The 21,995-nt window shown below is 38.9% G+C and carries 26 protein-coding genes; 18 read left to right on the forward strand and 8 right to left on the reverse strand.

Translation table 11 applies throughout. The features are described 5' to 3' along the window. The first annotated feature begins 76 nt into the window (after positions 1-76). Positions 77-331, forward strand: coding sequence for a type II toxin-antitoxin system Phd/YefM family antitoxin (locus G9H65_RS09745; protein WP_166375149.1), 255 nt, complete (start codon positions 77-79; stop codon positions 329-331). Next, a complete protein-coding gene (locus G9H65_RS09750; protein WP_166375150.1) occupies positions 328-588 on the forward strand; it encodes a Txe/YoeB family addiction module toxin in 261 nt (86 codons plus the stop codon). The genes G9H65_RS09745 and G9H65_RS09750 overlap by 4 nt, the downstream gene beginning before the upstream one ends. Positions 589-681: 93 nt before the next feature. Here G9H65_RS09750 and G9H65_RS09755 read toward each other — a convergent pair whose 3' ends face one another. The 3 genes from G9H65_RS09755 to G9H65_RS09765 are packed head-to-tail and all read right to left on the reverse strand — an operon-like array spanning position 682 to position 3,620. After that, positions 682-2,172: an aldehyde dehydrogenase (NADP(+)) gene (locus G9H65_RS09755; RefSeq protein ID WP_166375151.1), complete on the reverse strand. Its 1,491-nt coding sequence runs from the start codon at positions 2,170-2,172 to the stop codon at positions 682-684. Then, on the reverse strand, positions 2,172-3,011 hold the full coding sequence (locus G9H65_RS09760) for a fumarylacetoacetate hydrolase family protein (protein ID WP_166375152.1): 840 nt from the start codon (positions 3,009-3,011) through the stop codon (positions 2,172-2,174). The genes G9H65_RS09755 and G9H65_RS09760 overlap by 1 nt, the downstream gene beginning before the upstream one ends. An 18-nt stretch (positions 3,012-3,029) precedes the next feature. Continuing rightward, positions 3,030-3,620, reverse strand: coding sequence for an IMPACT family protein (locus G9H65_RS09765; protein WP_166375153.1), 591 nt, complete (start codon positions 3,618-3,620; stop codon positions 3,030-3,032). A 26-nt stretch (positions 3,621-3,646) separates the two neighbouring features. On the opposite strand from G9H65_RS09765, the gene G9H65_RS09770 reads away from it, so the two are divergent. The 16 genes from G9H65_RS09770 to G9H65_RS09845 all read left to right on the forward strand — a co-directional run bounded on the left by G9H65_RS09770 (position 3,647) and on the right by G9H65_RS09845 (position 18,904). Beyond that, positions 3,647-5,200, forward strand: a complete 1,554-nt coding sequence (locus tag G9H65_RS09770; protein WP_166375154.1) for an NFACT RNA binding domain-containing protein — start codon at positions 3,647-3,649, stop codon at positions 5,198-5,200. 97 nt (positions 5,201-5,297) lie between these two features. Then, positions 5,298-6,971, forward strand: a complete 1,674-nt coding sequence (locus tag G9H65_RS09775; protein ID WP_166375155.1) for a sodium/sugar symporter — start codon at positions 5,298-5,300, stop codon at positions 6,969-6,971. Between the two features lie 9 nt (positions 6,972-6,980). Continuing rightward, positions 6,981-7,631, forward strand: a complete 651-nt coding sequence (locus tag G9H65_RS09780; RefSeq protein WP_166375156.1) for a hypothetical protein — start codon at positions 6,981-6,983, stop codon at positions 7,629-7,631. A gap of 4 nt (positions 7,632-7,635) precedes the next feature. After that, positions 7,636-8,544 (forward strand): tRNA (adenosine(37)-N6)-dimethylallyltransferase MiaA, encoded by a 909-nt coding sequence (gene miaA, locus G9H65_RS09785; RefSeq protein WP_166375157.1) that lies wholly within the window; start codon positions 7,636-7,638, stop codon positions 8,542-8,544. 183 nt (positions 8,545-8,727) lie between these two features. After that, positions 8,728-8,919: a hypothetical protein gene (locus G9H65_RS09790; RefSeq protein ID WP_166375158.1), complete on the forward strand. Its 192-nt coding sequence runs from the start codon at positions 8,728-8,730 to the stop codon at positions 8,917-8,919. A 342-nt stretch (positions 8,920-9,261) separates the two neighbouring features. Next, complete coding sequence (locus G9H65_RS09795; RefSeq protein ID WP_166375158.1) at positions 9,262-9,453, forward strand: hypothetical protein; 192 nt, start codon at positions 9,262-9,264, stop codon at positions 9,451-9,453. A gap of 403 nt (positions 9,454-9,856) precedes the next feature. Continuing rightward, on the forward strand, positions 9,857-10,888 hold the full coding sequence (locus G9H65_RS09800) for a sensor histidine kinase (protein ID WP_166375159.1): 1,032 nt from the start codon (positions 9,857-9,859) through the stop codon (positions 10,886-10,888). Next, positions 10,888-11,607, forward strand: coding sequence for a LytR/AlgR family response regulator transcription factor (locus tag G9H65_RS09805; protein WP_166375160.1), 720 nt, complete (start codon positions 10,888-10,890; stop codon positions 11,605-11,607). The genes G9H65_RS09800 and G9H65_RS09805 overlap by 1 nt, the downstream gene beginning before the upstream one ends. Before the next feature lie 43 nt (positions 11,608-11,650). After that, a complete protein-coding gene (locus G9H65_RS09810) occupies positions 11,651-12,958 on the forward strand; it encodes a PQQ-dependent sugar dehydrogenase (protein ID WP_235927490.1) in 1,308 nt (435 codons plus the stop codon). A 6-nt stretch (positions 12,959-12,964) separates the two neighbouring features. Continuing rightward, positions 12,965-13,429: a (2Fe-2S)-binding protein gene (locus tag G9H65_RS09815; protein WP_166375161.1), complete on the forward strand. Its 465-nt coding sequence runs from the start codon at positions 12,965-12,967 to the stop codon at positions 13,427-13,429. Between the two features lie 2 nt (positions 13,430-13,431). Beyond that, a complete protein-coding gene (locus G9H65_RS09820; protein WP_166375162.1) occupies positions 13,432-15,534 on the forward strand; it encodes a xanthine dehydrogenase family protein molybdopterin-binding subunit in 2,103 nt (700 codons plus the stop codon). A gap of 70 nt (positions 15,535-15,604) precedes the next feature. Further along, positions 15,605-16,180, forward strand: a complete 576-nt coding sequence (locus G9H65_RS09825) for a sugar O-acetyltransferase (RefSeq protein WP_166375163.1) — start codon at positions 15,605-15,607, stop codon at positions 16,178-16,180. 11 nt (positions 16,181-16,191) lie between these two features. Next, the gene (locus tag G9H65_RS09830) at positions 16,192-16,665 is read left to right on the forward strand and encodes a cyclophilin-like fold protein (RefSeq protein ID WP_166375164.1); all 474 of its coding nucleotides are present in this window, start codon (positions 16,192-16,194) and stop codon (positions 16,663-16,665) included. A 43-nt stretch (positions 16,666-16,708) separates the two neighbouring features. Next, entirely contained in the window at positions 16,709-17,416 is a 708-nt protein-coding gene (locus G9H65_RS09835) for a carboxymuconolactone decarboxylase family protein (protein ID WP_235927491.1), read from the forward strand. Position 17,417: 1 nt separating this feature from the next. After that, positions 17,418-17,825 (forward strand): (R)-mandelonitrile lyase, encoded by a 408-nt coding sequence (locus G9H65_RS09840; RefSeq protein ID WP_205753294.1) that lies wholly within the window; start codon positions 17,418-17,420, stop codon positions 17,823-17,825. 161 nt (positions 17,826-17,986) lie between these two features. Beyond that, positions 17,987-18,904 carry an alpha/beta hydrolase gene (locus G9H65_RS09845; protein ID WP_166375165.1) on the forward strand — a complete coding sequence of 306 codons (918 nt, stop codon included), beginning with the start codon at positions 17,987-17,989 and terminating at the stop codon, positions 18,902-18,904. A gap of 215 nt (positions 18,905-19,119) precedes the next feature. On the opposite strand, the gene G9H65_RS09850 is transcribed toward G9H65_RS09845, so the two are convergent. The 5 genes from G9H65_RS09850 to G9H65_RS09870 all read right to left on the reverse strand — a co-directional run bounded on the left by G9H65_RS09850 (position 19,120) and on the right by G9H65_RS09870 (position 21,902). Further along, positions 19,120-19,431, reverse strand: a complete 312-nt coding sequence (locus G9H65_RS09850) for a helix-turn-helix domain-containing protein (RefSeq protein WP_166375166.1) — start codon at positions 19,429-19,431, stop codon at positions 19,120-19,122. Then, positions 19,428-19,781 carry a type II toxin-antitoxin system RelE/ParE family toxin gene (locus tag G9H65_RS09855; protein ID WP_166375167.1) on the reverse strand — a complete coding sequence of 118 codons (354 nt, stop codon included), beginning with the start codon at positions 19,779-19,781 and terminating at the stop codon, positions 19,428-19,430. Before G9H65_RS09855 ends, G9H65_RS09850 begins: the two co-directional genes overlap by 4 nt. A gap of 760 nt (positions 19,782-20,541) precedes the next feature. Beyond that, entirely contained in the window at positions 20,542-20,823 is a 282-nt protein-coding gene (locus tag G9H65_RS09860) for a rhodanese-like domain-containing protein (RefSeq protein ID WP_166375168.1), read from the reverse strand. A 1-nt stretch (position 20,824) separates the two neighbouring features. After that, positions 20,825-21,124, reverse strand: a complete 300-nt coding sequence (locus tag G9H65_RS09865; protein WP_166375169.1) for a rhodanese-like domain-containing protein — start codon at positions 21,122-21,124, stop codon at positions 20,825-20,827. Between the two features lie 4 nt (positions 21,125-21,128). Then, complete coding sequence (locus tag G9H65_RS09870; RefSeq protein WP_166375170.1) at positions 21,129-21,902, reverse strand: PASTA domain-containing protein; 774 nt, start codon at positions 21,900-21,902, stop codon at positions 21,129-21,131. Between the last annotated feature and the right edge of the window lie 93 nt (positions 21,903-21,995).

The following is a 21,995-nucleotide window of genomic DNA, read 5'->3' on the forward strand; positions in this document are numbered from 1 at the left end:
TTGATAAAAATAAATCAATTGTTTTTTTATTTATGTACATAATATTGTACTTATATTTGTACAAAATTATTTTACTATGCTGACAACTTCCATCTCCGATTTCAGAAAAGATATCAAACGGTACTTAGACCAAGTAACGGGTAATTTTGAAACGTTGATTATAAATCGAGGAAAAGATAATGGGGTGGTAATCATGTCATTGTCAGAGTATAATTCCCTTTGCGCCACTCAGCATGAGTTGTCATCAAAGGAGAATATAAAAAGGCTGGATGCTGCCATTGGAAAATTGAGGTCAGGTGATGTTTTAAGTAAAAGCCTAATGGAAGAATGAAATACATCTTTGTAGATGAATCTTGGGAAGATTATGTGTATTGGCAACAGACTGACAAAAAGAAACTAAAGCGAATTAATGATTTATTGAAAGATATTTCGCGAAATCCATTTGATGGTATTGGTAAACCTGAGCCATTAAAATTTAAATATGCAGGATTTTGGTCCAGAAGAATCGACGAGGAACATCGTTTGATCTATCAATTTCGAGATGGTGAAATCTTAATTGTTAAATGTCGATTTCATTATGATGAATAGAAAAGCCTGAGGAATATTTCTCAGGCTTTTTTTGTAACGTTGTCAAGGTTTGGAACCTTGCCAACGTTGGGAATATTGGGTTTATTGTATCAGTTAACTGATTAACTCTGCGGGGAAGTTTTGGTAGCAAATTGGACGAGTAAAACGGTATATGGCTTGAGTGCCTACCGATGTTCCTCTGGAATCACTCGTGGCAGGGAATGGTCCTCCGTGAACCATCGCTGGAGATACTTCTACACCAGTAGGGAAACCGTTCAACAAAATCCGGCCTACGCGTAAACTTAAAGCTTCAATAAGTTCGGGAAATGCTTTGATCTCATCGATGGTTCCATGAATGGTACCCGTTAATTGACCGGGTAATGACTCAATAAATGCAATCATTTCCGCTTGATCTTCCGCTACCACCGCCAAGGTACTTGGCCCAAAAACTTCTTCTAATATTTGTTGATCTTTCATAGCAGCCTGAGCTGAAGTGACGAACAAGCTTGGTGAAGGAATGGCTTGGGTGGTGAATCGCTTTACAGCAGGATGTTGGTCTAATTTTTCGCAACCTTTGGTAAATGCTTGCGCAATCCCTTGTGTTAAAAACGCATTCAACGACATCGTGTCCAATTGAGTAGCTAAATCCTGAAGAAATGCTTCATCCGATTTTTGAATAACAATTAACCCTGGGTTAGTACAGAATTGTCCTTGGCCTAAACAAACCGACTGACTGAAATTAGCCGCAAGACTAGCTCCATGGGCGGCAAGTCCTTCCGATAAGATTACCACCGGGTTAATACTTCCCATTTCAGCATACACAGGGATTGGTATAGGACGTCTAACAGCTAAATCATACAAGGCTTTTCCTCCTCGGTAAGATCCTGTAAATGCCACGGCTTGTATATCGGGGTGCTGCACTAAATAGCCTCCTATTTCATGGGAAGTAGTATGTACCATGGAAAAAATACCTTCTGGCATCTCTGTTCTTTTTGCTGCTTTTTGGATAGCTCTTCCAACCATTTCACAGGTATTCGGATGGGCAGGGTGAGCTTTGAAAACGACGGGGCAACCGGCAGCTAAAGCTGCCATGGTATCCCCACCAGCCACAGAAAATGCCAAAGGGAAGTTACTCGCTCCAAATACAGCCACAGGTCCTAATGGAATCTGTTTTTGGAATAAACTGGGTTTAGGTAAGGGTTGACGATCAGGCATAGCTGGATCATCAATGGGATTAACCCATGTTTTGTTTTTAATGAAATTAGCAAAGGCCAAAACCTGTCCTGTGGTACGTCCACGCTCTCCTTGAATTCGAGCTGTTGGAAGTCCTGCCTCTAAACAAGCCATTTCAATTAATGGATCACCAATAGCCATGATTTCTTCTGCAATGGCTTCTAAAAACAAGACTCTTTTTTCATCGGATGTTTTTCTTAAGCTTGCAAATGCCGTTTTCGCTTTAGCAATAGCTAAGTCTACTTCTGCGGTTGTTGCTTCATAAAATGGCGTAGAAATGGCAATGCCTGAATCTGCTTGCATGCCTTGAAAAGTACTTGTACCTAGTTTGGAAAATGAATTTCCTATGATTTGTTCACCTGTAAGGTTCATTATGCTACAATTTGAATTAAAGTTCCAATGGGTTCAATTTGAATTTCGATGCGATCGCCTGATTGCAAGGTAAAAGGATGATCTGGTACCACGCAGGTGCCTGTCATAAGGAATGTACCTTTAGAAAAGGTCATTTCACGAGTCAGGTATTCCACCAATTCAGCGTGAGTTCTCTTCATTTGAGATATTTGAGTATCTCCTTGGAAAACTTCATTCCCGTCACGGAAGATACGCATGTCAATCACCGTTTCTGGTGCCAAAGGTTTGTCTGTCACCAATAAACAAGGTCCAATTCCCGCAGCTCCATCATATACTTTGGCCTGAGGTAAATACAATGGATTTTCTCCTTCAATATCCCTTGAACTCATGTCATTGCCAATGGTATAACCCGCTAATTGACCTTGAGCATTCACGAAAAGGGTTAATTCAGGTTCTGGGACATTCCAGGCTGAATCTTTACGAATTCTCACTTGGCCACCTTGCCCAACGGCTCTGTGGCTATTTCCTTTATAAAAAATTTCTGGTCTAGGTGCCGAATATACTTTGTCGTAAAATGTATCTCCTCCCGACTCCTTGGATTCTTCCATTCTTGCCACTTTGCTGCGCAAATAAGTCACACCTGCCGCCCAAATCTCTTGTTGGTCTACTGGATGCAACAAATGGATATCCCCAAAATTCACTTCTGTACCGTGTGCAAAGGCGCTGGCACAAGCTTCAAATAAATTTTCTTGATTGATGAAATCATCCCAAGAAGTTGCTTGATGAAAAATGGATTTGTCCGATTGACTGGATTGAATGACATGTCCGTGAGGGGTACGGTACAGCTTAAAATAGTTCATTTGAAATAGGTTTATGTATTAATGTCGGCTAATCTTCTCCAATGCTTTCATTACTTCTGTTGCATTTCTTTGTGTAAATGAAAGATTGAAAGTACAAAGATTGTCAATTTTTTGATTTAGTATTCGAATTGGTAATTTTTTGCAGATTTTCATGACTTCATTCAGCTCTGAATAAGGGAAGTGGAGTTCTTCTTCCACCAAAGGTTCATATTCAATGATTTCTGCCTGAGTCAAAGCATCTAAACTCGCTTCTTTGTAAGCATGAATTAATCCTGGAACACCCAACAAGGTACCACCAAAATATCGAATGACTGCAATGAACACATAATGCAATTGCTGTGATAAAATGGTATTCAAAATCGGTTTACCCGCACTTCCTGAAGGCTCTCCATGGTCATTGGAGCGGGCTTCTTCCGGACTAAAACCCAATCGGTAGGCATAACAAATATGTCGGGCTTTGGGATGTAATAGGGCTAACTCTTGAAGTCGACTTTTAATTTCTTCCAGATCTTTCACCGGATAGGCCATGCCGATGAACTTACTTCCTTTATCTTTGTACAGACCTTCCGAAGGTGAAGCAATGGTTAAATATGAATCTTGCTTGGACATGAAGAGAATTAAATTCCCCGCAATTTATGCACAATAATTATTATTTCTTGCGAGTACTTGCTTCAACCTTACGTCAAAAATTGATGTATGCTCGTTTGAAGCAATGTTTTTCTCAGGAAAAGGATGAATTAGTCTTGGGTTTTGAGCGACAAAATGGAGATGAGTTTTGGATGAAGTGCTGTTTGGGACCTCAATTTTCTTGTTTGCAATTTCCCGACAACTTTCATCGGGCAGGGAGGAATTCTGTGGACTTGTTTTCTGATGTCCTGTTGGCAGAGGTTCAAGAAGTAGAAATGTATGAAAATGAACGCGCCTTTAGCCTTCATTTTTTAGGGGACTTTGTGCTACTTTTCAAAATGTATGGCAATAGAGCCAACATCATTTTGTTTCGTGATGGGGAGTTTCAAAGTCTTTTTCAGTCTAGATTAAAGAAGGATGCCGAAATTTCTCTTTCCCAATTACATCGATCTTTAGATCAAAGTTGGGAGGCGTTCCAAGCGAATGACGGGAATTATTCTGCCTTATTTCCCACCTTTGGCAAAGAGATAAAAGCTCATCTGTTCAATTTAGGGTATGAAAATGCCCATTTGAAAGGTCGGTGGGAGATACTTCAAGCATTAAAAAAAGAGATAGAAAATCCTACATTTTATGTTTACCATCGAGAAGATGGAGTATATCTGAGTTTATTAAAATCCGAGGGAGAAGCTTTGTATGTAGGACATGATCCATTAGAAGCATTAAATGCATTATATAAGTATCATTATTCCATTGGGGAGTTTCTCAAAGAGAAAAATCAGTTATTGAACTTTTTTCAAAGAGCTCAAGACAAGACTCGTCTTTATCTTCAAGACTTATTGAATCAAGGGAACAAGCGAGGAGCTAGTGTACCTTATGAAGAGATCGCCAATATCATCATGGCACATTTGCATTTGATTCCAGCCAATGTTACTTCCATAGAACTGCCTGATTTTTATCGTGATAGCACGATCAAAGTCAAGCTGAATGCCAGTTTAAGTGCGACTCAAAATGCAGAAAATTTTTACCGCAAGTCGAAAAATTATGCCAAAGAACTAGCCCATTGGCAAGAGCAAGTGGATCGTAAGAAGGAAGAAATCAAGGTATGGGAACGGTGGGAGCAAGTAAATCAAGCCACCAATAGAAAGCAGTTGAAAGCATTTATTCCGCTATTAACGAAAGATACTTCTCAAAAAGCCGTAGAAGAAATACCATTTAAGGTATTTGATGTACAAGGTTGGACAGTTTGGGTAGGTCGAAATGCCAAAAACAATGATTTATTGACCATGAAATATACCAAACGCCACGATGTTTGGTTGCATGCTCGAGATGTGGCGGGTTCTCATGTTGTAATTCGAAATCCTCAGCAAAAAGTAGTACCCAAGCAGGTCATTGAGGAGGCCGCAGGCTTGGCGGCACATTTTTCCAAAAGGCAGCATGAAAGTTTATGTCCGGTGATCATCAGTTCAAAAAAGTACATTAGAAAGACGAAAGATTTATTAGCCGGTCAGGTGATTGTAGACCGCGAAGAAGTGATCCTTGTGCCACCGGCAAGAATGGATTAAATCACATTTTGTCTAACTATTCTGCAATAATTTTTTATTTTCCTTTGGATTCCTCTAAATTAGTAAACTTTTGACCCATTCACTTTTATAAAAAACTATGCAATCTCAAGGTTTACAATTACTCGATTACCTCGTGTTCCTCTTTTATTTTATTGTTGTTTCCGGATATGGTTACTGGATTTACAAACAAAGACAATCTAAAATTTCTAACTCCAACGACTTCTTTTTAGCAGAAGGTTCATTGACATGGTGGGCTATTGGAGCTTCATTAATCGCCTCTAATATCTCGGCAGAGCAGTTTATTGGTACTTCGGGTGATGGTTTTAGATTAGGTTTAGCCATTGCTACCTATGAGTGGATGGCAGCAGCTACCTTGTTAATTGTGGCTATTTTCTTCATGCCGATTTATTTGAAGAATAAGATATTTACCATGCCTCAGTTCTTGACTCAGCGCTACAGTCCTACGGTGAGTTTGATCATGGCGGTATTCTGGTTGATGTTGTACATTACCGTTAACTTAACATCTATTTTGTATTTAGGGGCTTTGGCCGTTACAACGATCTCAGGTGTCGACTTTACCGTATGTATGATAGGTATGTCGGTATTTGCTATTTTCATCACCTTAGGTGGTATGAAAGTGATTGGATATACGGACGTAATTCAAGTGGTGTTCTTAGTGTTAGGAGGTTTAGCTACTTCTTATTTGGCTTTGAATATGGTGACGGATCGTTTTGGCGGTTCAGGAGTAATTGACGGAGTGAATCACTTATTAACCAAGGCTCCAGAGCATTTCCACATGATTTTGCAAAAAGGAAATCCTAATTATCCAAGTTTACCAGGTTTAGCTGTGTTAGTTGGGGGTATGTGGATTATCAATTTGAACTATTGGGGATGTAATCAATACATCACTCAACGAGCTTTAGGAGCAGATTTAAAAACAGCTAGAAATGGTATTTTATTTGCCGCTTTCTTGAAGTTGATGATGCCGATTATTGTGGTTTTGCCAGGTATTGCAGCCTATTTATTGTACAAAGATGGCATGTTTCAAACAGAGATGTTGAAAGATGGTGTATTGAACAAAGATAATGCCTATCCTGTATTATTGAATTTATTGCCAACAGGTTTGAAAGGACTTTCATTTGCGGCTTTAACCGCAGCCGTTGTAGCTTCTATGGCAGGAAAAGCCAATTCCATTTCAACCATTTTTACGCTCGATATTTACAAGAAATACATCAACCCGAACGCTTCTGAAAAGAAATTGGTGAATGTGGGTCGTTTTGCCGTGGTAGGAGCCATGGTTACTTCTGTGATTGTTGCCCCGATGATGGGTATAGATAAAAAAGGAGGATTTGAGTTTATCCAAGAGTACACAGGTTATGTTTCTCCGGGTATTTTTGCCTTGTTTACCTTAGGTTTCTTCTGGAAAAGAGCTACTTCCAAAGCTGCTTTAGTGGCTTTATTGGGCGGGGTAACCTTTTCGATTATGACCAAATACATTCCTACTTGGACAGGAGTAACTGAATGTATGTTTTACTCTTCTTTCCCAGATGAAACAGGCCGCATGATGATTCCATTTATGGATCGTATGGCTTGGGTATTTATTTTCTGTGTGACATGTATGGTGGTTATTTCATTGGCTGATCCAGAAAGCAAAAACAATCCTAAGGGATTAGAAATTGACGCAAGTATGTTCAAAATGTCCCCTTCATTCATTGTTGGTTCGGTGGTGATATGTACCATTTTGACTTTCTTATATACCTATTTCTGGTAATCTCGAAACATGAAAGAAGTCTTTTTTATTCTTTTATGTTTACATATTGCGGGAGGAGGCCTAGGCTTATTGGTGGGGACTTTGATACTTTTTTTACGAAAAGGGGATAGCAACCATCGAAAACTAGGCCTTCTTTTTTATGGGGGCATGTGCCTGGCTGGAGTCACTTCCTTGGTGATGGCTATCTTGCACCCCAATTACTTTTTGTTCATTGTCGGGATTTTTACTTTGTACATGAATCTGAGTGCCAAACGCTACCTTCGATTTAAGAAAAATGGTCAGGAGGCGCTAGCAATAGATTACGTGATTTCAATATTCATGTTGGTCTTTGGAATTATTTTCATCGCTTTTGGAATCTACCTGCTTATTCAAGCTAAGAATTTTGGTATCGTATTTTTGGTCTTTGGAGGTATCGGACTTCGATTTGTTTGGCAGGATTATCAATTTCAGCAGTCGGGTTACAGTATCCGTTTGGCTTGGCTTTCCAATCATATTCAACGCATGATGGGGACCTATATAGCCTCATTAACAGCATTTTTAGTGGTCAATAGTTCCATTTTCCCTCAATTTATTCCTTCCTTTGTTTTTTGGTTATTACCTGGCTTCATTGTAGGTCCATTGATTGGACGCTTTGTCAAGAAATATACCCGAAAAACCTAAATTCATGAAGGAAAAATTACCCACTTTATTGGTCATTGCTGGTCCCACAGCGGTGGGAAAAACCGCTCTTTGTGTTGAACTGGCCCAAAAGCTACATACAGAGATTATTTCGGCTGATTCCCGACAGTTTTATCGAGAATTGTCGATTGGTACCGCCAAGCCTACTCAAGAGGAGCAAGGGGGCATCAAACATCATTTCATTGATTCTCATACCATTCAAGAATATTTCTCGCCGGGGGATTTTGAGCGAGAAGCTTTAATTCTTTTAGAGAAGCTATTCCAACAGCATGAAGTGGTCATTTTAACGGGTGGTTCTGGACTATATATCAAAGCCTTATTGGAAGGTTTGGATGAAATGCCCGAAGTGGATTTGACGTTGCGTGAGCAATTGATGCAACAATTGTCAAGCGATGGAATTGCGCCTTTGTGGGAGCAATTGCAGCGATTGGATCCAGCTTATGCTGCTCAGGTAGATCAACAGAATCCTCAGCGTATTGTGAGAGCCTTGGAAGTATGTTTATCTACCGGTAAGCCTTATTCCGATTTTAGAAAAAAACAATCTGCAGACCGACCCTTCCAATCCATTAAAATCTGCTTGGATCGACCTAGGGAAGAATTGTATGCACGTATTGATCAACGCATGGATCAGATGTTAGCCCAAGGGCTAGTACAAGAAGCTATCCAATACCAAGATTTCCAGCATTTATATGCTCTAAAAACCCTTGGCTACAAGGAAGTTTATGGACATTTGAGGGGAGAATATGATGAAGCAGAAATGATTCGCTTATTGAAGCGAAATAGTCGGCATTATGCCAAAAAACAATTGACCTGGTTTAGGCATCAGGGAGAGTTTAAGTTTATGCATCCTGATGAGGCTAAGAATCAGTTATTAGGGATTAGTCGTTCAATGTAGAATGAAGAATGTAGAATGAGCCACCACCATTTATATGTTATAATTCATCATTTATAAATTCCTTTCCGCCTGCCGCTTCGCTCATGCTGCGTTCCAATCTTTCGTTGGGATTAACCGTTTAATGTAAAATGAATAATGTAGAATTTTGATAGAAAACTCCGTCGTGCAGTCCTGCGAAATGTGATGAACGCAGCGGTAGACGAGGTTTTGACCTCAGCATGGGCGATGCGCGTTGGCGTCAAAAATATAGGCGATAGCGAAGTGAATCACGGTTCCGCAAAGCGGAATTCGCCTTGGCTGAACGACAAAAAAAGAAGTTTTTTTGTTTCTTTTTTTTCAAAAAAAGAAAATCCATGTGAAATAATGAAACGATAAGTGTCTGATTTTAAATGAAAAGCATTTTAAAATCTTTTGAATTCATCAATTTTCAGAAGCTTAACCTTCTTTGACATTTCTTTTTTTTCATAAAAAAAGAAACAAAAAAAACGAGGAAATACGGTTAATCCTAAGACGAATTCCGCTGCGCGGAACCGATTGTCACTCCGCATACGGCTTTAATCTTTGACGCTTAGCTTTAGCCTACGCACGAGGTCAAAGATGCGCCTTCCGCTTCGCTCATGCTGCGTTCCAATCTTTCGTTGGGATTAACCGTTTAATGTAAAATGAATAATGTAGAATTTTGATAGAAAACTCCGTCGTGCAGTCCTGCGAAATGTGATGAACGCAGCGGTAGACGAGGTTTTGACCTCAGCATGGGCGATGCGCGTCGGCGTCAAAAATATAGGCGATAGCGAAGTGAATCACGGTTCCGCAAAGCGGAATTCGCCTTGGCTGAACGACAAAAAAAGAAGTTTTTTTGTTTCTTTTTTTTCAAAAAAAGAAAATCCATGTGAAATAATGAAACGATAAGTGTCTGATTTTAAATGAAAAGCATTTTAAAATCTTTTGAATTCATCAATTTTCAGAAGCTTAACTTTCTTTGGCATTTCTTTTTTTTCATAAAAAAAGAAACAAAAAAAACAGGAGAAATACGGTTAATCCTAAGACGAATTCCGCTGCGCGGAACCGATTGTCACTCCGCTTAGTACTGTTAGAATGTAGAATGTAAAATGAAGAATATATAATGTAGAATGAGCCATTACTTGGCCTTTCTTTAGAAAATCACCTTGTTTTTTCCTTAAGGAATTCTTGAAAATCATAACATCAGCGCCGTTGGTGGCGATACACAGTCGTTTGTCGAATATAAAATACGATTTTCCATTTAAATCAAAAATGGAAATACATTTGTACCGATTAATCAACTTGTTATTCCATGAACGCCAAAAATTATAGTATCAAATTTAGTTTAATATTTTGGCTCAGTTACTTTACTTATGAGTTCCTGACAGCAGGTACATTTTCAAATCATTATTTTGCTGCTTTTATAAAAGCCTGTGTTAATGTTCCCATCGCATTTTTGATTTCTTATGTTTCACTTCATATCCTTTTTGAAAAATTTTATTTAAACAACAAGAAAGTAATTTTTAGTATTGGAATTATCGTATTGGCCATCGTTGCTATCACATTAAAACGAGCTATCTACTTTTATTATATTTATCCTTACCTAGAGCCACATCCATTTCCTACACCCTTTTTCTTTTTTCCCAAGTTTGTATATGAGTTTTTCAACTTATACTTTATCGTATTTCTCTATGGAATGTTTTATTTCATACGCGTGTGGAATTCTCAGCAGCAATTACTTAAGGACCTCAAACAAGAAAAGACCCATGCTGAATTAGAGCTTCTTAAATCACAGGTACAACCCCATTTTATTTTCAATACTTTAAACGGTATTTATGCTGAAGCATTTAAGAAAACGCCCAAAGTTGCGAATCAAATTATTAAACTTTCTGATTTGTTAGAATACACGCTTTATGATTCGAAAAAAGAAAATGTAGCCTTAATAGACGAGCTGAAATACATCCAAAACTATTTAGATCTTCAAAAAATCAGATTTGGAGATAAGGTAGACATTTCAATTAACGTCTATGATGACATAAGTCATATTCAAATACCCCCTTTATTAATATTACCCATTATTGAAAATTGTTTCAAACATGGTATTAATAATTCGATTAAAAACTCTTGGATGAGAATAGATATTTCAACCAAAACCAATGAACTTACAATAAAGGTGGAAAACAGCATAGAGGAAGGAAGTGAAGATGTAAAACGCTCTAACGGCGGCTTAGGGCTTGAAAATGTAATACGTCGCTTAGCTTTGATATACCCCAATAAGCACGAAATCAATATGTATAAAGAAGCGCATAGTTTCTTGGTGGTATTAAAAATAATAACTGAATAATGGCCTACCGTTGTATTATTATTGATGATGAACGCCCTGCCCGAGATTTAATCAAGGCTTACCTTGATGTCTTGCCAGATTTTGAGGTGCTTGCTCAGTTCGATAATGCCATTGAGGGTTTTGTTTACTTACAGAATAATGAAGTGGATTTAATGTTACTGGATATTCAAATGCCGCGTATGTCGGGCTTTGAGCTATTGAAATCCTTACAAATAAAACCCAAAGTTATTATGACCACAGCTTTTCGTGAGTATGCTGCTGAGGCTTTTGATTTTGATGTATTTGATTATTTAGTGAAACCCATCAGTCAAGAACGATTCTTAAAGGCTATTTCAAAATTTTTGCACTTTCAGGATATCATTAAGCCAAGTTTGGCTGATCCTTATTCTGTCAACAATGCCTATTTGTTTTTGAAAGTAGATAAAGAACAAGTCAAAGTGTATTTAAACAATATCTTATACATCGAAGGCCTCAAAGATTATATGAAGATCTATACAGAGACCGAAATGTATATTGCTTATGAAAGGCTTGGGTTTATGGAAGCTAAATTACCCGAATCAAAATTTGTTCGGGTTCATAAGTCTTACATTATCTCCATCGAAAAAATTGTCACCTATAATCACGATTCTATCAAAATTCATCAATCCGAGATTCCCATTGGTAGAACATATAAGCAAAGTTTTTTGCAAAAAATAGAAGCAGAAAAAGGATATAATTAGCGTTTGGAAATTTTTAGAATTTAAACTTTTAGAAAATAATTGAATGAAAAATCCATCGAACAAGACATGTTTCATTTTATTCTTGGTGATTAGTTCTATGGTACTAGTCTCCTGCAAAAAACTGCCCGAAGGTATACCCAGCAATTCGACAGGTATAAGTCCAGGAGGAAACACGGATAGTAATAGCGGCAAGACAGATGGCACAGTGGGAACTTTACCACCTGTAGAAACACTACCTAAGAATGCCCCAAACTATTTGCCTGCTTTTGCTGGACAAACCAGGGTTATTGGACTTAAAACGGCTAAAGCTTTTCAATCCACTATCTTAACCTCCGAACTTAGGGCTCCTTGGGGCATTGTAAGCCTTCCCGATGGGCGTTTTCTAGTTACTGAAAAAGCTGCGGGAATGATGCGTATCGTTAGCCCTACTGGTACAGTAAGCGCCGCTATAATGGGCATTCCAACAGTGAATTCAGGAAATCAAGGTGGTTTATTAGGACTTTGTATTGACCCTCAATTTGCAGCGAATAGAATGGTTTATTGGGTATTTTCTGAAAATGTAACGGGAGGTACAACTACCTCGGTTGCTAAGGGAAGACTTGCCAATAACGAAACGAGTTTAGAAAATGTAAGCATCATTTATCGAGCAAGCCCCAGTTCCAATAGCAGCGGACATTATGGAGGACGTATTATATTTGATGCCACAGGCAACCTATTGGTAAGTATTGGCGAACGTTTAAATGGCAATACACGACAAATGGCTCAATCTGTAACTGCTTCTTTAGGTAAAGTGATCAGAATTACCACCCAAGGTGAACCTAGTCCTGGTAATCCAAAATTTACTGGCAATGGGGCATTACCAGAACTATACAGCATGGGTCATCGGAATCCCCAGGGATTAGCGCTTCATCCAATTTCAGGCGATGTTTGGCTAGGGGAATTTGGTCCACGTGGCGGTGATGAAATAAATAGGATTCAGGCCGCTCACAATTATGGCTGGCCGACAATAACCTACGGATTGGAGTATAGCGGTCAACCCGTTGGAGCGGGAATTCAACAACAAGTAGGTTTGGAGCAGCCGGTTTATTATTGGGATCCAGTGGTTTCTCCAAGCGGCATGACTTTTTATACTGGAGATTTAATCCCAGAATGGAAAAACAATCTTTTTGTTGCTTGCCTGAGTGGTATGCACCTAGTAAGGTTGGTCATTGAGAATAATAAAGTTATAGGAGAAGAACGCCTTCTTGCCAACCAAAATCAACGATTTCGTGATTTAACAGTTGGAAGGGATGGAGCTTTGTATACTATCACTGACCAAGGAAGATTATATAAAATAGGTTTAAACAATTAACACATTATGGCAAAATACGCGCTTTCAATCAACGGTAAAACGATGTCGGTAGAAGCCGATGCCGATACCCCTCTTTTATGGGTTCTTCGAGATAACCTAAATTTAGTTGGCACGAAATTTGGCTGCGGCATAGCACAATGTGGTGCGTGTACGGTACATCTCAATGGAGAGGCCATCCGCTCCTGTGTGTTACCGATTTCTGCCGTTGGTACTGGCAAAGTGCTAACCATAGAAGGACTTAGTGAAAAGGGTAATCACCCACTCCAAAAAGCGTGGGAAGAACTGGATGTTTCACAATGTGGCTACTGTCAAGCCGGGCAAATTATGGCCGCTTCTGCTTTACTCAAAAGCAATCCTAAGCCTACTGACCAGCAAATTGACGAATCGATCACCAATATCTGTCGATGTGGTACACAAGTGAGGATTCGTAAAGCCATTCATTTGGCAGCTAAACAATCAAAATCTAACTAGTTATGAAATCCATCAATTCTCGTCGAGATTTTCTAAAAGTATCAGCCATTTCAGGAGGAGGAATACTTTTCGGTATGGTATTACCCCAGGTTAAATCAAATGCTACACCAACTGCAGCGGCTGATTTCATGCCCAATATTTACATCAAAATAAAACCTGATGGCAGCATTATTCTATTAGCACCCAATCCAGAAATTGGTCAAGGAGTGAAAACTTCTCTTCCCATGATTATTGCAGAAGAATTAGGGCTTGATTGGAAGAAAATACAAGTGGAGTTTGCACCTTTGGATGTTAGGTATGGCAGGCAGGCAGCAGGTGGTAGTGGTTCTATTCGAGGGCGATTTGCTGAATTACGTAAAATGGGTGCTGCTGCTCGTGAAATGTTTGTCAACGCAGCCGCCCAAACTTGGAATGTCCCAGCGGAATCATGTACAGTGGAAGACGGAATGGTCATTCATACAAGTAGTGGAAAAAAGCTAAGCTTTGGTGAATTGTCCACGAAAGCTGCCAGCATGGAAGTGCCAGCCAACCCCACTTTAAAGGATCCTAAAGATTTTAAATACATAGGCTCTCGTATGACCGATGTGGATGCACACCTTATAACGACAGGCAAGCCACTTTTTGGCATTGATACGCGTAGAGATGGAATGCTCTATGCTATGGTGGCACGTTCTCCGGCTTATGGTAAAACATTGCAAAGTGTTGATGATTCAGCAGCTAGAAAAGTGAATGGCGTTAAAAATGTCATCCAACTACAAAATTCGGTTGCTGTATTAGCAACTTCCACATGGGCTGCGAAAAAGGGAAGAGAAGCTCTTATTATTCAATGGAAAGCTTCAGAAAAATTAGAAAACTCATCGGAGCATTTTGCTGGTTTCAAAGAAATTTTGGAAAAAGGACCAAGTGCCAGAGGTAGAAATGATGGAGATATAGATAGCGTAAAACAACAAGCAAGCAAAAATCTGGATGTATATTATGAAGTACCCACGCTTTCTCATGGGCAAATGGAACCCCTTAATTATTTTGCTGACGTACAAGAAGGCAAAGTAGAGTTGTTTGGCCCTACCCAAGTTCCTGATCAATTGAGGAATGATGTGGCGCAAAAATTGGGTATTAGTAAAGATATTATTACGGTGGGATTACCCAGACAAGGTGGTGGTTTTGGGCGCAAATTGATGACAGACAATGGGGTAGAAGCAGCCTTGATTTCAGCTGCTGCCAAAAGCCCTGTACAAGTGCAATGGACGCGTGAAGATGATATGCAAAATGATTTTTATCGTCCTGCTGAAATGTATCGCTATCAGGCAGCACTTAGTTCAAACGAACTTTTAGCCTGGCATCAATCAGCAGTGGGTATTGGACGGGGTATTCGAGGAGATAGTTATGTGGCGGGTGCATTATCAAATTACCGCTCTGATAGTCAAGGATTTACTAGTAATACACCTACAGGTTGGTGGCGGGCTCCTGGTGCTTGTACCATGGCTTTTGTCGCGGAAAGTTTTTTTGATGAAGTTTGTTCTGAATTGAAGAAAGATCCTGTAGCGTATCGATTGGATTTTTTCAAAAAGGCAAAAGAAGCACCCATTGGACGATTAGGATATGACCCAGCGAAATATCAAGCCGTAGTAGAACTGGTAGCAAAGATGAGTAACTGGGGAACAACACCTCCGGGGGTGTATCGGGGCTTTGCCACTTGGTTTTCTTTTGGCTCTTATGCGGCTCAAGTCGTTGAAGTAAGATTGGAAGCTGGAAAACCCAGAGTAAGCAAAGTATTTTGTGCAGTGCATTGTGGTAGGGTGATTAACCTAAGTGGTGCAGAAAATCAAATTCAAGGAGCCATTGTGGATGGAATCAATCACTCCATGTTTCCTAAAGTTACTTTTGTCGATGGTGCTGTACAAGAAACCAATTTTAATTCCTACCGCTTCCTTCGTATGGAAAATGCTCCATTAGACATTGAAGTGAAATTTGTGGAATCAGATGAAGCTCCAACAGGACTAGGCGAACCAGCATTACCTCCAGTAGCTGCTGCCGTGGGAAATGCTATTTTTGCAGCCACGGGCAAACGCTTAAGAAAATTGCCATTTGTAGAACAACTGGGCTAAAATTTCGGGAAATTGGATCGAGAAGATTATTTTGAAAGCGTAAATTGATGTTGGATAAGCTATAAAATAAATGACGACCAAGATAAATGAAGAGCATGAATTTTTAGAAAATAAACCTCACCAAGGTATTTTATTCCAAGGTGACCCGAAATTTTCTGAAATATTTGAGCAAGTAAATCGGACAAAAAAGCTTTCAGTCGCTCTTAATTCAGCGACTGACCCCGACGAAATTCGGGAAATGATGGGTCAAATAATAGGTAAAACAGTGGACAACTCAACCACTGTTTTTACACCATTTAATACTAATTACGGAAGAAATATCACCTTAGGAAAAAACGTATTTATCAATCATGCATGTTCATTTTTAGATTTGGGTGGTATCACGATCGAAGACGATGTACTGATTGGTCCCAATGTTCAATTAATTACGGAAAACCACCCTTTGAATCCTGAAGAACGCAAATCACTTGTGTTAGAGGCGATTCTCATTAGAGAAAATGCATGGATTGGTGCAGGGGCAATAATTTTGCCAGGAGTTACAATAGGTAAAAACTCTGTGGTTGCAGCTGGAGCTGTGGTTAACAAAGATGTTCCTGAAAATACGGTTGTGGCAGGAGTTCCTGCTAAAATTGTCAAGCAATTATAACATAAATCATAATGAAATTAGATAAAATAGTTGTCTTAAGCATGATACTTTTACCCCTGTTATTTAGTGCTGCATCTTGGAAAATGGTACCTTTAAATAAAGAAAATAAGCCTAAATACACAGAATCTAAAACAGCTGGTAAATTGAACATTAGGATAGGAGAGAAGAGTTATCAAGCTACCCTTGTTAATAATAAAACAACAGAGGCATTCCAAGCTATGCTGCCGCTCACTTTAGATATGACGGATTATAATAGCAATGAAAAGAAATTTGACCTTTCGGTCAACCTCCCGACTCAAGTGGAAGATATTGGGACCATTCATGAAGGAGATATTTTGCTTTGGGGTAATCATACCATCGTGCTTTTTTATAAAAGCTTTAAAACGCAATATCGGTACACTAAAATTGGGAAATTGGATGATGCCCAAGGACTGGCATCCGTATTGGGTAAATCGGATGTAAAAGTTCGATTTGAAATGGAATGAGTTGATTAAAATTTAAATTAAACCAAAAAAGAAAATGATGAATATGATGAAAAAATCAGTTCTGTTGTTTTTTCTTATACTATTTTCGCTAAATATGAATGCACAAAATAACGAAAGTCAAACTTTGAATGCTCAACAGCAGAGTATTGTCAATATAGCAGCTTTAACAGCTGTTGGCAATTTATCCAGCCTAAAAACACAACTACATGCCGGGCTTGATGGAGGGCTTACGGTCAATGAAATAAAAGAAATACTTGTTCAGATGTATGCCTACTGCGGATTCCCTCGCTGCCTGAATGGCATCAATACCTTTATGAGTGTGATAGATGAAAGGAAAGCGAAAGGAATCGTGGATGTTGAGGGAAAAGAAGCATCACCTATCGTAGATACCCAAAGCAAATATGAAACTGGGAAACAAACCTTACAGCAACTGACAGGAATAGAAGAAAAAGGGCCTAAAATGGGAGCGAATGCCTTTGCGCCTATCATTGATACTTTTTTGAAAGAACACCTTTTTGCCGATATATTCAGTCGAGATGTACTTAGCTACCAGCAGCGAGAATTAGCTACTATATCTGTACTTTCCGCGTTGGAGGGAGTTGCTCCGCAATTACAATTTCATTTGGGTGTAGGTTTGAACATTGGCATTACAAAAGGTCAGTTGATGCAGCTTTTTTCAATTATTCAAGCACAAATCGGCGAGAAACAAGCAGAAGTAGCTAAAAATGAATTAGAGAAAATTAAAAAATAACATGGAAATGACGGAAATATTCCCGAAAGGTCAACAATTACCGAATGAATGGTTTAGTGGACAAGCCTTTCTTACACCTTTACAAGCTAAAGACCATAACCACGAATTTTCGACCGGTTGTGTGACTTTTGAGCCAAAAGCACGTACGGTTTGGCATACCCATCCCAAAGGGCAAGTTTTACTGGTGATTGATGGAGTCGGTTTTTATCAGGAAAAAGGTAAAGCTGCTCAGCTTATTCGTAAAGGCGATGTTGTTAATATTCCAGAAGAAACGGAACATTGGCATGGAGCTACCGCTACGACCCCAATGGTGCATATTTCCATCACGAATTATAAGGACGACGTTCAGGTTACTTGGTTAGATCCTGTATCTGACGAGGAATATGAAGCAGCGCATCATGATTCATAGATTTCGGGTGAAAATGATTTCAATGAAATTCTGATTCCACGACTAAGAGTTTATCTATGTGTATAATGAGCATTTGTATTGATTCATTAAAATGGCATTTTTCAGTTCAGCGTATAGTAGGTTTTATGTAAGAACATATATTTTAACCCATAATAAACAACATGAATAAATTAAGCATTATCCTGCTGGTACTTTTCACCTCGGCATTTAGTTATGCCCAACCACCGTCACCCAGTCAAATTCAAGGCCGTTTACCCAAGGGGACAATCATCCATGGCAATATTCCTTACCATAATGATACCCTCAAGAAACATTTATTGGATATTTACCAGCCTGCCCAGATTCAAGGAAAGACGCCATTGGGCGGCAATCCCTTGGTGGTATTTATTCATGGTGGAGGATGGATTGGAAATGATAAATATGCCGATATGGGCTACATGACTGAAACCATCAACGCTATGTTGGAGCAAGGTTTTACGATTGCATCGATTGATTACCGTTTTGCCCAACATGCTGTTTTTCCAGGCATTTTACAAGATTGTAATAAGGCGGTATCATTTCTTTATGACAATGCCGACAAGTACCATCTGGATAAAACCAAAATTGCTTTAATGGGCTTCTCTGCGGGTGGTCATTTGGCCGCTTTAATGGGTACTTCTCATAATAATAAATTGTCAAATTTATATTCTCCTAATGCGTATCGACCGTTTCGATACAAGGCTGTTGTGGATTATTATGGTCCAACAGATCTGACCATTTTTCCAGGTGCAGAAGATCCAAAATCGCCAGAAAGTATTTTGATAGGAGCCACGCCGGTGGATCGGCCCGACTTGGCAAAGGCCGCAAGTCCATTAACGTATATTGATAAAAGCGACCCTCCATTTCTGATTTTCCATGGCGAAAAAGACAATTTGGTTTCTACCAGAAATTCGAAGCTATTAAGTTCTTGGTTAAATCAATATGGCGTGAAAAATGAGCTAACCATTGTGAAAGATGCCCCGCATTTTGGTAAGATGTATGATGTGGAGGAGCTAAGAAAAAAGGTGATTGATTTTCTAAGCAGCGAGTTTAAAAAATGATCACATTGATTCGCTTTTATCGGGGACATAATCATTGACCAAACAAGATCGAATAGGGAATGATAAACCCAATCATTTTATCCCCATAAATTCTAGTATTTTCTAACTATCGCCAGAGCATCTAAGAAAATGGTGTTTTGGCGATATTTTTTAGGATGGTAGGTGGGTTAGTTTAAGTAATTGAATATTGGGGAAGCTATTGGTCAGTAGGGTATTTATTCAATTGTAAAAGTGATTTTTCGTCCTAGTCCCACTTCTAAAAGTTTGTACAAAGTTGAAAGTTGAATGTCACTATGGCCATTTTCTATTCTGGATATAAAGCTTTTTTTCGTCCCCGTTTTTTCTGCTAGTTGTTCCTGGGTCATGGAACGCAAACGTCGTTCTTCTTTGATTACTTCACCAATCGCAAAAGCTTTGGCTTTGATATCGAAATTTATTCTTTTTACAGATCCTAATTTGCCATAGCGATTTTCAAGATGTTCTTCAAATGTCGTGATGGTCTTATTTTTCTCATTTATAGCTTTCATCTTAATTTTTGATTTTTTTCTTCAACATATTCGGCTTTAATCTTTAAAGCTCTGTCAATTTCTCCTTGAGGCGTTTTTTGAGATTTTTTCTGGAAGCCATTGAATAGAACAACCACTTTCCCTTCGTCAAAACAGCAAAATATTCTAAAAATATTACTTTGGAATTCAACACGGACCTCATAAAGTCCATCTGTTCCTTCCAAGTGCTCAAAAAATTTATTTGGTACTCTTTCTGTAACTGTGATAACATATAAAACGTAATCGATTTTTTCTTTTACTTTTTCTGTTTGGTCATTAAAAAAGTCAAGGAAGTAATCTTTGTAAAAGATGATTTGTCTTACAGTTTCCATTAAAAATTTAGAACACTTACAAAGTTAACTAATAATGGAACAAATTTCCAAGCGATGGCAGTGTCTTGATCTATCAATAGCTTGATATTTTTAACTGATATGCAAATCCCTTTTATCTTTCTTTGATATGTGACTAGGGGACTTAGAAGTAGAAATGAGAAAACTATAATACGGCAGTAAATGTAAAAAATTGCCGATAATTAGAAATAGTAAAAAGGATAGAGAATGTCAAAACTAACACTAACTAGCTATTCGAAATGACCCTTCGGAACATGTCGAATTTCCTATAATAATAACTTGACTTAGCATAGAATACTAAGGCATTTCTTTTTTTATAAAAAAGAAAAAAAACTGAAAAAAATACAGTTAATCCTATGACGAATTTCGCTATGCGGAACTGATTGCCTCTCCGCTTAGTCCTGTTAGAATGTAGAATGTAGAATGGAAAATGGAAAATGTAGAATTTCGAATCCCAAAATTGATAGAAAGATCAAAGTCATTCAAGCATTCATAAGTTATAATTCATCATTTACAATTTCCTTCTCGCTTGCCGCTTCGCTCAAGCTTCGTTCCAATCTTTCTTTGGGATTAACCTTTCAATGTAGCGTGTAGAATGAAGAATGTCTTATACTGAAAATGGAATGATGTATGCATTATTTTTCTGAATAACATTCCTATCAGTCTTCAAGAGTGAAAATTACTAGATGCTCAAGAAAATAAACTAGTAAAATCTTAATCCCTATTAACTAATCCCTAATCCCTAAACCCCCAAATACGCCTCCAATCCCCCTTCCAGGTTCTGACATGCTATGCCTTTCGCCAATAGCAATCGACAAGCGATGTAGCTTTGGGTACCATTATAACAAAGGACGGTGATGGGTTGAGGGATCTGTTGGACTTCTTCGATACGATCCAATAATTGATCGAGGGCAATATGAACACCTCCCAGATTAAAGTCGTCCCATTCGCGAGGCGTACGTATATCTAGGAGGTGTAAGTGGCTGATTTGTTCTTTGAAAGAAACAGCCGAAATGGATTGCATCTTAATAGCCAGCAGCCTGCCAAGCGAGCATGCCGCCTACTAGATTACGGACATTGCCGTAGCCTTCACTGCTCAAATACTGTTGCGCACGGCCAGAACGTGCTCCTGAGCGACAATGCACGATGATTTCCGCATCTTTATCTGCTTTAATCTCATCCAATCTTTCAGGTAATTCTCCCAAAGGAATTAATTGAGCTCCAATGTTGAACTCTTCATATTCATTTTCTTCACGGACGTCAATGATGTACAATGCCTCATTGTTATCCATTCTTTCTTTTAATTCTTCTACTGTAATATCCATGTGATTATTGATTTTCTCCACCGCCTACTACCCAAAGATCAATCGTATCTCCTGGGTGTATGCTTGTTCCTGTGCATGTGGCACAAACTTGTTTAAATACGACTCCCGGTTGGTAGGCATCATTGGCTTCGTAATAAATTTTACCTACGGTCAGGTTCATCCCAGCCAAAATAATGTTAACCTCATCCAAGGGTTTACCCACTAAATCCGGTAATTCCATTTCCACATTCGCCGTTCCATTACCAATGAATAAATCCACCATGGTTCCTTTGGGAATTGTAGCTCCTGCCTCAATCTTCCGTCCATTCACTTGCATTTCAATCACCTCCTTCACTCTTGGGTCATTGATTTCATGCACAATTCCCTTTCTCAATCCAGAAATCAACAGTTGTTGCTCGGCACTTCGCACCGATAAGCCTATCAAGCCGGGCATTTTGATGGTAGGAGGGGTTTCCGAATTGATGGTGATGTAAATTTTTCTTCCCGACTTCACCAAGGCATTAGGTAAAGGGTATTGAGAAAGTATGGTCAAAGGAGGTTTATCCGCGGTAAAAGTGCAATCAGAAATTTCATAGGTGAGGTCATTGGATTCGACCAATTCCTCCATTTTCTCCATGCTCATTCCCTTCAAATTAGGCACTTTGATGGTTTCCCCATGATGGGTGCTCCAAGGCAAATACACAAAAAAGAACCCGAAAAATAAAACCAGAAATAAGGAGATCAGAATCGCGATGTGCGTGTATAGATCTTTTTTGGTTTGGGTAGGGATTTTCATCATGAGGGATGCGTTCAAATATTGGATGCAAGTTAGGGAATTGTCGGGAAAACAAAAACCCATTTTGTCAACCGATTCCTTTGTTTGGACATAAAA

The sequence above is a fragment of the Aquirufa ecclesiirivi genome (assembly GCF_011250515.1).
Classification (GTDB): Bacteria; Bacteroidota; Bacteroidia; order Cytophagales; family Spirosomataceae; genus Aquirufa; species Aquirufa ecclesiirivi.

Excerpts from the sequence above, each read along its gene's own strand:
- G9H65_RS09775 (WP_166375155.1), top strand. The coding sequence starts at position 5,298 with ATGCAATCTCAAGGTTTACAATTACTCGATTACCTCGTGTTCCTCTTT.
- G9H65_RS09850 (WP_166375166.1), bottom strand. The coding sequence starts at position 19,431 with ATGAAAGCTATAAATGAGAAAAATAAGACCATCACGACATTTGAAGAA.
- G9H65_RS09765 (WP_166375153.1), bottom strand. The coding sequence starts at position 3,620 with ATGTCCAAGCAAGATTCATATTTAACCATTGCTTCACCTTCGGAAGGT.
- G9H65_RS09760 (WP_166375152.1), bottom strand. The coding sequence starts at position 3,011 with ATGAACTATTTTAAGCTGTACCGTACCCCTCACGGACATGTCATTCAA.
- G9H65_RS09840 (WP_205753294.1), top strand. The coding sequence starts at position 17,418 with ATGGAAATGACGGAAATATTCCCGAAAGGTCAACAATTACCGAATGAA.
- G9H65_RS09805 (WP_166375160.1), top strand. The coding sequence starts at position 10,888 with ATGGCCTACCGTTGTATTATTATTGATGATGAACGCCCTGCCCGAGAT.
- G9H65_RS09825 (WP_166375163.1), top strand. The coding sequence starts at position 15,605 with ATGACGACCAAGATAAATGAAGAGCATGAATTTTTAGAAAATAAACCT.
- G9H65_RS09770 (WP_166375154.1), top strand. The coding sequence starts at position 3,647 with ATGCACAATAATTATTATTTCTTGCGAGTACTTGCTTCAACCTTACGT.
- G9H65_RS09865 (WP_166375169.1), bottom strand. The coding sequence starts at position 21,124 with ATGGATATTACAGTAGAAGAATTAAAAGAAAGAATGGATAACAATGAG.
- G9H65_RS09790 (WP_166375158.1), top strand. The coding sequence starts at position 8,728 with ATGAACGCAGCGGTAGACGAGGTTTTGACCTCAGCATGGGCGATGCGC.
- G9H65_RS09835 (WP_235927491.1), top strand. The coding sequence starts at position 16,709 with ATGATGAAAAAATCAGTTCTGTTGTTTTTTCTTATACTATTTTCGCTA.
- G9H65_RS09780 (WP_166375156.1), top strand. The coding sequence starts at position 6,981 with ATGAAAGAAGTCTTTTTTATTCTTTTATGTTTACATATTGCGGGAGGA.
- G9H65_RS09755 (WP_166375151.1), bottom strand. The coding sequence starts at position 2,172 with ATGAACCTTACAGGTGAACAAATCATAGGAAATTCATTTTCCAAACTA.
- G9H65_RS09800 (WP_166375159.1), top strand. The coding sequence starts at position 9,857 with ATGAACGCCAAAAATTATAGTATCAAATTTAGTTTAATATTTTGGCTC.
- G9H65_RS09830 (WP_166375164.1), top strand. The coding sequence starts at position 16,192 with ATGAAATTAGATAAAATAGTTGTCTTAAGCATGATACTTTTACCCCTG.
- G9H65_RS09820 (WP_166375162.1), top strand. The coding sequence starts at position 13,432 with ATGAAATCCATCAATTCTCGTCGAGATTTTCTAAAAGTATCAGCCATT.
- G9H65_RS09750 (WP_166375150.1), top strand. The coding sequence starts at position 328 with ATGAAATACATCTTTGTAGATGAATCTTGGGAAGATTATGTGTATTGG.
- G9H65_RS09745 (WP_166375149.1), top strand. The coding sequence starts at position 77 with ATGCTGACAACTTCCATCTCCGATTTCAGAAAAGATATCAAACGGTAC.
- G9H65_RS09795 (WP_166375158.1), top strand. The coding sequence starts at position 9,262 with ATGAACGCAGCGGTAGACGAGGTTTTGACCTCAGCATGGGCGATGCGC.
- G9H65_RS09855 (WP_166375167.1), bottom strand. The coding sequence starts at position 19,781 with ATGGAAACTGTAAGACAAATCATCTTTTACAAAGATTACTTCCTTGAC.
- G9H65_RS09815 (WP_166375161.1), top strand. The coding sequence starts at position 12,965 with ATGGCAAAATACGCGCTTTCAATCAACGGTAAAACGATGTCGGTAGAA.
- G9H65_RS09810 (WP_235927490.1), top strand. The coding sequence starts at position 11,651 with ATGAAAAATCCATCGAACAAGACATGTTTCATTTTATTCTTGGTGATT.
- G9H65_RS09860 (WP_166375168.1), bottom strand. The coding sequence starts at position 20,823 with ATGCAATCCATTTCGGCTGTTTCTTTCAAAGAACAAATCAGCCACTTA.
- G9H65_RS09845 (WP_166375165.1), top strand. The coding sequence starts at position 17,987 with ATGAATAAATTAAGCATTATCCTGCTGGTACTTTTCACCTCGGCATTT.
- miaA (WP_166375157.1), top strand. The coding sequence starts at position 7,636 with ATGAAGGAAAAATTACCCACTTTATTGGTCATTGCTGGTCCCACAGCG.
- G9H65_RS09870 (WP_166375170.1), bottom strand. The coding sequence starts at position 21,902 with ATGATGAAAATCCCTACCCAAACCAAAAAAGATCTATACACGCACATC.